Genomic DNA, 12,543 nt, shown 5'->3' on the forward strand with positions numbered 1-12,543 from the left:
TCTTATCTTGCTGAAAAAACAAATAAAGTTTTCTCTCGGAGGATACAAATTAACAGAAGGAGGGGTGTTATGCTTTTCATGTCTATTTTCACATATGAACCAGATAAAAGGGATGAAGTCCTTAAAAGGCGTGCTGAAGGGCTTTTTACGCCTGAAGGGGCAAAATGTGTCGGTCAATGGTCTTCCACGGCAGGGGGGCGTGCTTTTACGCTCTTTGAATTAGATAACGCATTGGTAGCCGCCCAATGGTCCCAGGTTTGGAACGACCTGGGGAAATTTGAGGTTTATCCGGTAGTAGATACCGATGAGATGATGAAAGCAATGGCGGCAGCCCGAGGATGAAAATTTTTTAAATCGTATCCTCCGAGAGATTTCTTTACTACGATTTTACCAGGTTCAATATCTGTCCGCCCATCGATCTTCAAGATTTCACGTTTGACCTCAACTGGCGAAAAAATAACACCCTTGGTTGCTAAATCGTCCAAGACCTGCCAATACTGAGCTTATAGAGTAGTAACCATTGAGAATAGGGCAGATTGATTTCACGTGCTGCCTTACACGGCACTCAAATCATTGATAGCGGATTTTACGCTGTTCCTGTCAATGACAGCTTTAATGAGGATGAGAAGGGCGAATAGGCTGGCCTACCATCGAAATCTTACAAATTCCTGCACCGTCGCCATGGTGCAGGTTTTTTGTGTCACGATACTTCGAACCATCACTGCTTAATACCTTTTTGGACGAGTTCAGCTAAAAACCTGGAGAACGGTTCAATATTCCGTCTTACGCTCGCTTCTTCCAGGGCGGCCATGTAATCGTTGCGGGTTTCAAGCGGAATCACTGTCCATGGAAAGCCGCCACCGGCTAAAATAACATTCATCAGAAATCTTCCCATGCGGCCATTTCCATCAACATAAGGGTGTATATATACAAAGAAAAAATGCCCTAAAACAGCTCTTACAGCAGGCTCTTTTTCATCTTTTAATAAAGTGAAGAATGCAGGCATAAGATCACGCACGGCTTCATAGCGGGGCGGCACATTCATTGATTTTCGAATATAGACAGGCTGGTTGCGGTAACCGGCAAGATCAGATGCAGATATAAGGCCCGCACTTACACTCGGGGCAAACAACTCTCTGTACCATATGGCATGATCATTTCCTGCCACTGCCCCAGAAGAGTCACCATCCAAAATTTTTGCCAGGCTTTTCTTTACCGCCTGAAAAGCCTGCCAGTAACCACGGGCAACCAAAGCATCTGCATATTCTTTATCTTTTTGGTTTGTTTCCGGGGCCCAGTTCCCTGAGCGGACACGTTCAATAAGCGCCTCGCTCACGCGATATCCTTCTATGGAAAGGGAATGATAGGCGTCAGTCACATAGATATCATCGACCTGTTTGAGATATTCGTCGGTGTTCCGGCGTAATTCAGGCGGCTGAGGAAAGTTTTCGAGGACAACACCGCGCATCTCTGCCCAGTTCATCCGTATCCGGTTGACGTATGGAGAAAGCTCGCGCTCACTAAAAATGATGGCTGGTTTTTCCTCGAAAGGGTCATTCTCGGTAATGCTGTATCCGGCAGCTTTCATTGTCTCGATGATGTTGTCGGCAATCGCATTTTTCCCAATATTTCGGAAAGCGCCTGCGAGCCTTCCGGCTATTGTGCTATGTCCACCTTCAAGGAGCTTGTGTAAAATCTCGGAAGCGTCAGAAATCATGGACAGTGCTGCCCTGGCTTCCACAGCATTGTTTGAATAATAGCCGGGGGCGCATGAAATCAATGCAGCGGGTAGGGTCATTATCTGCAAATTTTCTTTTCGTTCTATGTCGCTCTTGTCCGGCAAATTCAGGCGAACATCCATTATCGATGTTTCGTGAAGAAGATTTATCGGTTTATTACCCCCTTTTGGGGTGCGGACAAGGAGTTGTCCGGGGACATTCCAGTTTTCGCTATGAATGCTCAATGATTGTTCGGGGGAAAGGCACCACTGATTACCAAATCTTGATTTAAGGTAATCGGCACAAAACCCCCAAAATGAGGCATACCAGGCTGTGCTCTCTCCGGCTGGTTCTTCAGGGTGGGCTGGAATATACCATCCCTTCATCACTTCTTTGATGAATCCGTTCCTGAGGAGCCGTTCCCGGTGGGTGCGTGTCATGTTTTTTGTATGAATTGCAACAGTGCCTTCATCCTGAAGTTTTTTCAGAACAGCGAGAGACTCTGCGAGCTTATCTTGTGGTTTTGCCATTTTTGACCTTTATATCGATGTATATGTTTTGGTTATTTTAGGTTATTACGTTATATCATTTTTAGGTTATTGTGTCAATTTATTTTTAGGTTATTAAGTTATGCTATTTTTAGGTTTTTTAGTTTCGCAATATTTAGGTTATTTTGTTGTATTTAAAGCCCCCGGACGGTTTTCAACCTTCGTTCCGGTGTCACGCCGGAAAACCGATCCGGCCACTAAACCCACCCGAATGACCTGCGCGGATTTTGCGCTTCGGTCATACCGTCTGCTTTTGAGATAAAAAGTGTAGCTTTTCCGTCAGGAAGTTCAAGCAGACGGTTTTGAAGGCAGCGGCAGGTCAAAGTGCCCGAAGATGATCAGATCGGTATTGTCCGTTTAAATTTGACAGGTGGCTGGCTTTGTCTCTATTCTTCCAATATTCTGAATTGGGCACGCATTGGTGGATTCCGTCATCGCAAATAATGAATCGGCTCTGACGATAAATTAGCAGGAGCAGCAATGGTTCCACTATTGGCAGGGACTGCGGTTGCGATGACCGCAAGATGTGTGCGTGTAGTACAAAATCAGAGATTTTTCCCCACTCGCACCATCTTGGCAAGGGAGATGGCTGTCGCTCTCCCGTTGCATCCCTCTTGACCGCTCTAAGCCTTCAAAGCCAAAAAACGGCGTTTGAAGGCAAGAGCTGGTTTGGCACATTGAGGTAAGACCATCCTCAATGCACCACAAACGTCTGGCCGTTTGATCACCATTGGGGAGCCTTCAGCGCTCCCACAAACCCCATCGACCAGAGCTTGGAGAAGTGCCTCTCCATCTGGACTGAACCATGCACCAACCGTCCGCCGATTGGATGCCGTGAGTGTTTCGCCGCTCAATCACGACCACTGTTTCGCCAGTGGATGACGACCAAGGAAACCGTCCTTGGATGCTTTGTTTGCATATATCCGGTCTCAGTGCAGCAGCCTTAAATTAAGTAAATTTTCCATTTAAAGGTTTGTTCAAGCTTTTATGCGCACTTCTATTTCTACTGCAGAAGTTCATTCATTCGCTCCTGGAAATAGTTTGGGTATTTCTCCATTACAGCATTGGCTCCGTCCCGGTCTTTTTTCAGCGCCTTCACGAATCGCTGGAAGCGCTCCAGAAAGACTTGGACGAGTGGTTAAGCCACTACAATCACCAGCGGCCTCACCGGGGATACCGTAACCAGGGACGTCGCCCGATAGAGACCTTTGAACTGGGCAAACAGCGTAGAATAGAACTCTCAAAAGAAGCCGCCTGATAAGCCTACATCCGAGAGGGCGAACTGTCCGGAAGGTTTTTGACTTTTACACTTTATTATTTCAATGGTTTTGTAATTTCACCATGACGATGTATTATTTTCCATCCATCAGGCTCCTTTTGACAGATAATAGTCGCTCTAATGTCTATTACAGGTTTCCCTGGAAAAACATATTGTTCAGTTTGAAGTATATATGCTGAATCTCCGGTGATTGAAATCTTTATGGGCTTATATGAGTATGAGCCATCTAAAGCCATTTTTGCTGCCGCTGTTAATCTATCTTCAACGTTACTCCATCCAGGTTCGACAAAACCTCCATATCCACCAAATATCGTCACATCGTTGCTGTGTGACCAAACAGCTTTTGTTACATCCCCTACAATTCCTTTAGCAAACTCAGAGTTTGATGCTTGAACCATGTCAATGAATTTGATCCATTCTTCAGATTCCATTGAAGTATCCTTCTGTTCCATAAACTTTCCCTATAGTAATTATATGGGGTTCCTCGCTGTTTCATGTGGGTAAATCGAACTTCAGTTTGCCTGCAATAAGATAAATCATGGTGATAAGTGTTCGCTCAGTTCGATACCCTCGGGCTCTGGCTTTGGCAGCTTGAATCAGACTGTTTATCCCTTCTATGATTCCGTTATTGATCCTGGAGGTAAACCAACGCAGGACGCCGTCCCAGTGGTTCTTGATGGTGTATGCGGCTTTTTTCATGGGCTCCAGGCGGCTGTGGGTTGCCCAGAAATACCATTTCTTCAAAAAGGTTTCGGCGGTCCGGGCGGTCTGATTGTAGAATTCCTGAAAGTTGAGTTTGATGTGGTACGCCCGGCTGGTTTTGAGGTTGAGCTTTTTGATCGTCAATTGTTCAAGCTGTTCGGCCTGGGACGCCTTGAGGTTGGATGGGTTCTTCAGCCAAAGATAGCGGCTGCCCTTTAGCACCGGCCGGCCTTTGGATTCTTCCCGGCGAACCTGGTCCACCGCTTCGTTGAGGACTTTCAGCACATGGAACTTATCGAAGGTGATATGGGCTTCGGGAAAATGTTTTTCGACACCGCTGATGAACGCCGGAGACATGTCGCAGCACATCTCCTCGATAGCGCCGGGATTGCCGCCATGGTCGGTGAGATCTCTTTTGAATCGATCAACGGTTGATGCATCCTTGCCGCCGGTGGCGAACAGAACCCGGGTTTCGTCAAGATCGACAAACAGGCTGACATAGTTGTGGCCGCGGCGTCTTGAGGTTTCGTCCATGCCGACATGCTTGACCTGACTGTGGTCGGCGGCCTTACGCGCTTCGCCCACATAGTGATGCAAGATACGCCATAACCGGGTATCGTGCTCACGGACAAACTCGGCGACGGTTTTCACCGGCATAGCCTTGGCCAGTATCATAATCATCGCTTCAAACAACAGCGTGAAGCCGCTGCCGGGTCTGGCCCAGGGCACATCAACCAGACGGATGCCGCATTTTTTGCAGTCGATTCTGGCAACCCTGGCGGTCAGATACGCTTCGTGCTGGAAGAAGTTCAGATGCCGCCATGTTTTCTCGACGGTATCGTGGGCCTTGACTCCCGATAGCCCACATTTCGGGCAAGTGAAGGTGCTCCCTTTGGGAAAATCAAGGCGGATATCCAGACGCTTTTCATCGGGGTTGAAATCCGCTGTCGAAACCTGCCAGGGCGGTTTCAGACCAAGAGCCATTTGAAGGAGTTCTGTATCTTTCATAGTGCTTAGCGATTATCACTAGTGCGGTAAGTCAATCAACTATCTACCCATACGAAACAGCGAGGAACCTTATATGGCTTTAGTAATTTGTGCTGCATCGCTAATTATGACAATTATTCAGGAAAAAATTGGGTAACACTTCCTCCGGTTTACTGATCCTGATCAACTGATTTTTTCCCATCCATTTTCTGGCCGATACGCGCCAGGCGGTGGAACAGATTTCATTCTTGCCGGACCTTGCCGATATGTCAACGGCCAAGTCCCGGATCCAGTTATAAACCTCCTTTCGCTGGCGTCTGGTGTATCGCAACCGGTCAGCACAAAAATAAGACCGGCAGGCGTTTCTCCCGGACAGGCTAAGCCGGGGTCTGTGATTCAATGCATGGGCGGCATTATCAACCTGCAGGGCCAGTTCCCTTTTGGATGTAGCGGTAAGGAGTTGAAGGAGCGGGTGGATCAGTAAGTCCTGATTTGATAACGTTTTTATCTTAAAGAAGATAAAAAAATTACAATATCCTCTTTCGCCTTTTTCAAGGCAGCGGCATTATTACCAAGTTTTGCACCACCTTGAACACATGATTTGAGTGCCTTCTTTTTTTCTTCAGGGTCACTAAGAGTGTAGCCGGAATTAAGTTCAAATGTGTGGCCATCTTCTCGAAGATACAATTTGCATTCGGTCAAATTGTATGCCTTTGAACTCGTATGAACGGCAGATGAGTCATCAAACGCATGATAGGCATTTGGATAAACGATTGTAGTGACCATTTGCTGTGACGTCCCTAAATCAATGCAGGGTGCAGCAGGTGTGTAATTGTCCTTTTCACCAGATAGAATCAAGACCTTGGAAACGAAATTCATATCCTTTGGATGTTTGCTGAAACAAAGCGGGTACAGAGCAATATGAAATTTAAATTTATGACCCTCACCCAGCTTTTCCTGTACTTTGTCCCAGGCAGAATAGGTTGCGGTGATTCCCCCTTTGCTGTTTCCCATTATACCGATGTTGTTGGCATCGATTCTGGGATTCTCGGCCAGATATTTTAATGCGTAATAGGCGTCAGCGATCATCATTTCAGATGTGACCTGAATGTGGTCACCGACAGATGATTTGATATTGCGCCCCTTGAAACAATCCAATTGCAAGGTGGCGTATCCCAACTCTCTAAACATATCCAACCATTGGTCATTTTTTGATGATTTACCGCCTGATCCATGAACGTATACGAGGGCAGGCACTTTCTTAGTTTCGTCATCATTGGGAAATGTCAGTACCCCATTGATGGTAGCTGCAGGATCTGGTTCTGAATCAAGGATGTGGCAATAATCGTATGGACTTTTCGACTGGAGCTCAACCTTGGTGTTTTTCATGGTGGTGGCGTTACAGGCGGTCAGAATTGTCACCATCGCTGCAATCGCTAAAAGTTTAAAAAGAGTCGTTTTCATGATTTGTAAGCATTCACGGGGTACTTTGAGGATCCAACTGGTCTCGCAACCCCCCGAAATCAAAGCACAAAAAATAGATCATAACTAACCGAAATAATACAAAATAAATCTAGATTTTTCTTTTTGACTATGGTAGAGTGCTTTTCATGGCACTCAAAAGACCCTTTTCGGAACTCGATTGGCAACTGACACCAGAGCCGGTGCGACAGTATATCATGGCTCTGGAACGGATGCTTTTCGATATGGAACAGCGGATTGTAGCCCACGAAAAGCGGCTGGAGAAGCTTGAGGTTCGGTCCAGCAAAAATTCTCATAACTCCAGTAAGCCGCCGTCATCCGATCCGCCCTTTAGCAGGCAAAAGAGAAAACAGAAAAAGAGTACACGTGCAAAAGGCGGTCAGAAAGGCCACAAGCCGCATCAGCGGCAGATGCTGGATCCGACCGAGAGCCATTGGTTGATGCCGACGCGCTGCGCATGCGGGCATGCGCAGTTCGATCCGCAAAAGATGCAGCCGTTTTATGCGCATCAGCATATCGAGCTACCCGAAATCGAAATGCAAATCAGCCACTATATTCTCCAGCAATGTGACTGTCCCAACTGCGGCAGGACGGTCAAGGCCGCGCTACCTTCTGACGTATCCACCGGTTATGGGCCGCGCTTTACCGCGCTTATCGGAGAATTGAGTGGGATCAAGGCCATGAGCCGCAACGACGTCAAGCAGTTGTGTGAGTCGGTTCTGGGCATCGGGATTGCCACCGGAACCATCCAGAAGCTTGTCGACCGCACGTCAAATGCGCTATTGCCGGCCTACGAACGCATCGGCCGGGTCGCCCGACGCTTTTGGTGCAACTACATCGACGAAACTTCCTGGTTTAAGGAAAACGACCTGCACTGGTTGTGGGCCATGGCCAACGAACGGGTGGCGTTTTATCGCATCGACCCGCATCGCTCCAAGGAAGCTGGAGGTGGACCCCATCGGCTGGACAGCCTGAGGGGTAGAATAAGCTATGAGCCGAGAGCTTTTTAAAAGATAAAAAGGCATCAGGCAGCCTCGGCGAAAGGATGGGGCAGACCGTAATAAACCTCATCCGGGGTTCTGTCGTCAAGGGCCGAATGGCCCCGTTCGTGATTGTAATAATCGAGCCACCGGCCCAGACCCTGCCGCAGCGCCTTACCGGTGTCGAATGCGTGCAAGTAAATGTATTGGTGTTTGAGGGTCCACCACAGCCGCTCGACGAATATATTGTCCTGGCAACGACCCCGACCATCCATACTGATGGCGACCTTGTTATCGATGAGAACCTTGGTGAACGCGTTGCTGGTAAATTGAGCCCCTTGGTCGGTATTGAAGATTTCCGGTGGCTCATAGCGGCTCAACGCCTCTTTAAGGGCATCGATACAAAAGGCGCTGTCCAGGGTGTTGGATATCCGCCAGGCGAGCACCTTGCGGCTGTGCCAGTCCATGATCGCCACCAGATACATGTACCCACTGGCCATGGGGATGAAAGTGATGTCGCTGGCCCAAACCTGATTGGTGCGACTGATGGTCATACCCCTTAGCAGATAAGGATATACCTTATGCTGGGGATGGGGGCGGCTGGTCCGCGGTTTGGGATACACCGCCTCGATACCCATTAATCGCATCAGCCGCTGAACCCGTTTGCGATTGGCTGTTATGCCCTGACGATCCAGCTGGCGGCTGATCGTTCGGCTGCCCGAGGATGGATTGGTAAGATACAGTTCGTCGATCTTGCGCATCAGTTCCAGCTCGTCTTGGCTTATGGGTATGGGTTGGTAGTAATAGGATGACCGGCTAAGATCGATTAGTTCACACTGCCGGGAAACGCTCAGCTGCCGATCCAACGGATCGATCATGGATTTACGCTGTTTGCGATTCAGCTGCTGAGCTTGCGTGCTAAAAAATCGTTTTCCACCTTGAGTTGACCGATCTGGCGGTACAGTTCGGCGGTTTGGGCATCGGCCTGTTTTCTGGATCGGTGGCTTTTATCGAAGATATCGGCTGCACCGTCGAGCATCTGCCGCTTCCAGGTGGAAATCATGGTGGGGTGAACACCAAATCGACTGGCCAACTGTGCTGCGGTTTCTTCGTTCTGAATGGCAGCCAGAGCGACCTTGGCTTTGAACTGTGGACTGTGTGATTTGCGCTTGTTACCCATCGTCAGATCCTCCTCATTTTTGGTCTGACTCATAGCTTAGCACATTGTCCAGTTTTTGGGGTCCACCGCCGCTTTCGAAAAACTGGTCCGGGATTGGGACGGGATTCTGGTCAGCGATGGTTACGGCCTATATCGAAAATGGGTTAACCGCCAAACCTGCCTGGCCCATCTGATCCGCAAAGCCGATGCCCTGGCGGAACGAAAGAAAACCGATCTTTGCCGCTTCGGAGAAATCGTCGCCGCCTGGCTGAGGCAACTGGTATCGTTTGCCAAAGAACCTCCCGACCCGGAAATGTGGTCGGATTTTTATACGTTCTTTTTGTTTACCGTCTCCGTTTGGGAGAAGGACAAGACCGACGCCGGAAAACTCGCCCGGCAGATTGTTCGCGAAATGGACAGTCTGTGGACCTTTCTCGATCACCATGGCATTGAACCGACCAACAACCGTGCCGAACGGGCACTGCGCTTTGGGGTGCTATGGCGAAAGCGCAGCCTGGGCACCCAAAGCGAAAAGGGAAACCGGTGGGTCGAAAGGATATTATCCCTGAAAGAAACCTGCCGTCTAAATGCAAAACCGACGTTCCCGTTCCTCGTGGAATGTATTACTTCCTATTTTCGAAGGTCGACGCCCAATCTCTCCTGGATTTAATTCAAACTGGAATATCCCGTGAACGCGTACCATGATTTTATCCTTATGTAACCAATTGGATATTTGTAATGCATGCATAAACCATAGATGGTGGCTTTATAGGCATGATAATATCCGTTTCGGTCATATTTTTTTGAACTTTAGCGCATTTGCAGGAAAAATTTAGTAAAATTAATACCTTTTTTTACGGATCTATCTTGAAAATAACCACTCACTGATGGTTCACAGGCAGCCAGTTTCAATGAACGCCCTTTCAAGGTGCAATTTCATGGTACCAGTACATTCTCCACCACCTCTACCGTATACCATTCACACCCACATCCGCCATTCGCAATCCATACGTGAAGGGATGATGACTCCTCGGGATCTGGCGGAAAAAACAAGTGTATCAACGGCGGCAATATCCCAATGGTTGAAACCGTTTGTTGAAAGGGGTGTGTTGAGTCGGTGTGACGATATCGTGGTCGAAATTGGAATTGTTTCTTCCTAATTGCATGATCCGTGTAAAACGGCAAAGAGTTGAATAGGGTTATCTCTAACAAAAATTTTTTTATTGAATTGTTACCATATGTTTACTATGCATCCAAAATTCTATAAAGTTTTAGTTTTAAAAAAATTATTTTAATTTCAAACAAACTGAATCCCACATTGGCCATTTTTAATCCACTTAACAACTGATCTTATTGTTAATTCTTTATTTCTTTTTGCGAATGGGATTGTCACATGTAATTCTGATTCTTTCCTTATAAAAAAATTATTATTAATAAGGATATTAGCGCCTCCCTTGCTAAGGTTATTTATCATTGCGGAAAGTATTATTGAATCTGTAAAAATTGTTATTTTTCTTTGATACATTTCCCTGGAATTTTTTCTTCTATAAAACTGAATCCCAAATCGGTCATTCTCAATCCACCTTACGGTTGATTTTTTTTTTATGCTGCTTTGTTTATTTTGAAAAGGGATAGCAATTAATATTTCGTTTCCAACTGCGACATTTACTAGACTATTGTTACTTATCAGTGCCCCTCCTGTACTAATATTGATACATTTACCATGAACGGACATTGTCCCTCTAACGAAGAATATATCTTGTTGATAACTTTTCCGTTCAAAAATTCTTTTGTTTATATTTATGATTTTTTCTGATTTCATATGAATTAAAATGAAAAAATATTGTTGCCTTATGATCAGCATTTTTTATTTAAAGGACGCCGTCTACTAAGAAACCGACCTCTTATTTGTTGATAGGATGCAAAAAAAAGCCTATTTAACAACAGTCGGCCAAAAGGAGTTCTTTCTGCAACCGTATTGGAGTAGATTCCCTTAAGCAAAGCAACGTGTTAATAACAGGAGAATACTTTTGAAAGTCAGGAATTTGGAGTCAGAAATGTCAGAAGTGCTTCAGATGAAAAACGGTATCGAATCAATATCAATTGGGCGCGTTGCTTTTTAATGCAACCTATGTATTACGATAAATATGATTTAAAATACTTAAGTTACTAAATCCTGTCAAACTGTTTTATGGTTCATCCGGCTGAAGCGTACTTAAAGGGTTAAAAAAAGTTGACAATCGAATTTCCCACTGTGTGTTCGCCAAAACATCCAGAAAAAAGGAGACCCTCACGTCCACTAACATTTTGTACCATGGATTCGGCCTTCGTGGCTATCGTTACCTTCCTGCTTAGTATATAAGCGGTCATGTCTATTTTAGATCGCTGTAGAAACCCCCACCCTTTGGGTGGGGTAAAGGGGACTGGCTATGCCGGTCCCAGATAGGTGTTTCGTAATTCATGCCACCACATGCCGAAACTGTGTAAACCACGGTAAGCAGTGCCCAGTTCCATTGGAAGGTAGTTGCTCACACCTGATATTTGAACGAGGAAACAATTTCGGCTTATTTGCCGGAATAAGAGGTCTGGTTGCATATTTTCTCAGGGTTTGTATCCCATATGTGGCGTTAACCCAGGTTGGTTCGATCATGTATTTTTTTCTTTATACCGGCGTCCTCGCACTATTTTTCTACATCCTGCTCTTTCATACCGGCTGTCCGAACTGAATCAATACGAAGTGTCCCATGAATCCGGATTTCAATGCTTGATATGTTTGAAGGTCCAAAGCTTGATCGTGATTATATTCGTAAAGTTTATTTGACCGACCAAGATCAATCGGTGATCTATTTCGCCGATGGTGGGTAAAAAGAATACTTCATAAATGACTGAAGATATTCAACAACGTAGCATTCTGGGTAAAATAGCCGAATGAATGGTTAGCCCAATTGACCTCTGATACAGGCATCAAAAGCATATTTAAGGTGTTGCCCTTTTAAATTTTAAGAGCCCATCCGTTGAACCTACGCCCCCATTCAAATCTATTCAGAACAAGGACAATCAATAAAGCCATACTGCCCGCAATACACGCTGAAATAAATTTAATCTTTTCCATTTTATCCCCTTGGTGCTGAAATTATTTCTACGGTTCCAGGGTCAGTAAAAACTGCTTTTATCTGAACAAACTCAAGAAATGTAATTACCGTTCACTCGGTAATCTTTTAGATCAAATAAATTTGACCCCAAAGCCCGTATTATTTAGCCATTGAATGCTCCCTCTGCGTTTGACATTATTCCGACCAGAGGAAAAAGGGATACTAAGGGTAACAATATCTTTGGTGGAAAATTGATTTACGCAGTATGTTTCAATATAGGCACCACCAAGGCTGACATCTTTTAGACTGCCTGCGTATAACCGATTCGCGTGGTGAAAAACGATCTCTGCCGGATACTTTTTTCTTTCGTTAAATCTTCTATAATCGTTATTTTTAAAAGCGAATTCTTGTCCCATTTTTATTTCCTTATTCGTTAATGTCTGGGGAACAATGAGTTTAGATAATCTATTATTTATCTGCATATTTGTTGATGCGGTTCATTCAGTTTGTTGTATCCTCCAGTTAAAAATTGGTTTATTATTCCAGAACGCAATTCGTATGCCAAAAACTTTTTAATAAATAAATATGGTAGGTTA

Annotated in this window: 9 protein-coding genes and 3 pseudogenes; 5 read left to right on the top strand and 7 right to left on the bottom strand. The window is 45.7% G+C overall.

Annotation, left to right across the window (positions count from 1 at the left end; genetic code table 11):
• Positions 1-69 precede the first annotated feature (69 nt).
• Positions 70-342, top strand: coding sequence for a DUF3303 family protein (locus tag ACHZBS_RS21520; RefSeq protein WP_319408559.1), 273 nt, complete (start codon positions 70-72; stop codon positions 340-342).
• A 376-nt stretch (positions 343-718) separates the two neighbouring features.
• Here ACHZBS_RS21520 and ACHZBS_RS21525 read toward each other — a convergent pair whose 3' ends face one another.
• Positions 719-2,248 (bottom strand): Fic family protein, encoded by a 1,530-nt coding sequence (locus ACHZBS_RS21525; protein WP_319408560.1) that lies wholly within the window; start codon positions 2,246-2,248, stop codon positions 719-721.
• 1,114 nt (positions 2,249-3,362) lie between these two features.
• On the opposite strand from ACHZBS_RS21525, the pseudogene ACHZBS_RS21530 reads away from it, so the two are divergent.
• A pseudogene (locus ACHZBS_RS21530) lies at positions 3,363-3,524 on the top strand (integrase core domain-containing protein); the annotation flags it as partial.
• Between the two features lie 56 nt (positions 3,525-3,580).
• Here the strand turns inward: ACHZBS_RS21530 and ACHZBS_RS21535 are convergent.
• From ACHZBS_RS21535 to ACHZBS_RS21545, 3 genes are all read right to left on the bottom strand, one after another.
• Positions 3,581-3,997, bottom strand: a complete 417-nt coding sequence (locus tag ACHZBS_RS21535) for a hypothetical protein (RefSeq protein ID WP_319408561.1) — start codon at positions 3,995-3,997, stop codon at positions 3,581-3,583.
• A 40-nt stretch (positions 3,998-4,037) separates the two neighbouring features.
• The gene (locus ACHZBS_RS21540) at positions 4,038-5,255 is read right to left on the bottom strand and encodes an ISL3 family transposase (RefSeq protein WP_319406041.1); all 1,218 of its coding nucleotides are present in this window, start codon (positions 5,253-5,255) and stop codon (positions 4,038-4,040) included.
• Positions 5,256-5,738: 483 nt separating this feature from the next.
• Positions 5,739-6,698 carry a dienelactone hydrolase family protein gene (locus tag ACHZBS_RS21545; RefSeq protein ID WP_319408562.1) on the bottom strand — a complete coding sequence of 320 codons (960 nt, stop codon included), beginning with the start codon at positions 6,696-6,698 and terminating at the stop codon, positions 5,739-5,741.
• Positions 6,699-6,844: 146 nt separating this feature from the next.
• Between ACHZBS_RS21545 and ACHZBS_RS21550 the strand changes: the two genes are divergently transcribed.
• Positions 6,845-7,726, top strand: a complete 882-nt coding sequence (locus ACHZBS_RS21550; RefSeq protein ID WP_319408563.1) for a DUF6444 domain-containing protein — start codon at positions 6,845-6,847, stop codon at positions 7,724-7,726.
• A 14-nt stretch (positions 7,727-7,740) separates the two neighbouring features.
• On the opposite strand, the gene ACHZBS_RS21555 is transcribed toward ACHZBS_RS21550, so the two are convergent.
• Positions 7,741-8,876 (bottom strand): IS3 family transposase gene (locus tag ACHZBS_RS21555; protein WP_319409109.1). Its coding sequence is split into 2 segments (ribosomal slippage): positions 7,741-8,597 and positions 8,597-8,876, totalling 1,137 coding nucleotides; the frame shifts between segments, so codons are not numbered across the junction.
• Positions 8,877-8,931: 55 nt separating this feature from the next.
• Between ACHZBS_RS21555 and ACHZBS_RS21560 the strand changes: the two are divergent.
• Together ACHZBS_RS21560 and ACHZBS_RS21565 are read left to right on the top strand one after the other, a co-directional pair.
• A pseudogene (locus ACHZBS_RS21560) lies at positions 8,932-9,078 on the top strand (transposase); the annotation flags it as partial.
• Between the two features lie 195 nt (positions 9,079-9,273).
• Positions 9,274-9,421: pseudogene (locus ACHZBS_RS21565) on the top strand (transposase); the annotation flags it as partial.
• Between the two features lie 731 nt (positions 9,422-10,152).
• Here ACHZBS_RS21565 and ACHZBS_RS21570 read toward each other — a convergent pair.
• Both ACHZBS_RS21570 and ACHZBS_RS21575 read right to left on the bottom strand, forming a co-directional pair.
• Entirely contained in the window at positions 10,153-10,677 is a 525-nt protein-coding gene (locus ACHZBS_RS21570) for a PilZ domain-containing protein (RefSeq protein ID WP_319408565.1), read from the bottom strand.
• A gap of 1,401 nt (positions 10,678-12,078) precedes the next feature.
• Positions 12,079-12,363, bottom strand: a complete 285-nt coding sequence (locus tag ACHZBS_RS21575) for a PilZ domain-containing protein (RefSeq protein WP_319408566.1) — start codon at positions 12,361-12,363, stop codon at positions 12,079-12,081.
• Positions 12,364-12,543 lie beyond the last annotated feature (180 nt).

This window comes from uncultured Desulfosarcina sp., from assembly GCF_963664155.2.
Lineage (GTDB): Bacteria > Desulfobacterota > Desulfobacteria > Desulfobacterales > Desulfosarcinaceae > Desulfosarcina.

What these genes read in the sequence shown, in the direction of transcription:
- ACHZBS_RS21535 (WP_319408561.1), bottom strand. Translation starts at nt 3,997, where the DNA reads ATGGAACAGAAGGATACTTCAATGGAATCTGAAGAATGGATCAAATTC.
- ACHZBS_RS21520 (WP_319408559.1), top strand. Translation starts at nt 70, where the DNA reads ATGCTTTTCATGTCTATTTTCACATATGAACCAGATAAAAGGGATGAA.
- ACHZBS_RS21525 (WP_319408560.1), bottom strand. Translation starts at nt 2,248, where the DNA reads ATGGCAAAACCACAAGATAAGCTCGCAGAGTCTCTCGCTGTTCTGAAA.
- ACHZBS_RS21550 (WP_319408563.1), top strand. Translation starts at nt 6,845, where the DNA reads ATGGCACTCAAAAGACCCTTTTCGGAACTCGATTGGCAACTGACACCA.
- ACHZBS_RS21545 (WP_319408562.1), bottom strand. Translation starts at nt 6,698, where the DNA reads ATGAAAACGACTCTTTTTAAACTTTTAGCGATTGCAGCGATGGTGACA.
- ACHZBS_RS21570 (WP_319408565.1), bottom strand. Translation starts at nt 10,677, where the DNA reads ATGAAATCAGAAAAAATCATAAATATAAACAAAAGAATTTTTGAACGG.
- ACHZBS_RS21540 (WP_319406041.1), bottom strand. Translation starts at nt 5,255, where the DNA reads ATGAAAGATACAGAACTCCTTCAAATGGCTCTTGGTCTGAAACCGCCC.
- ACHZBS_RS21575 (WP_319408566.1), bottom strand. Translation starts at nt 12,363, where the DNA reads ATGGGACAAGAATTCGCTTTTAAAAATAACGATTATAGAAGATTTAAC.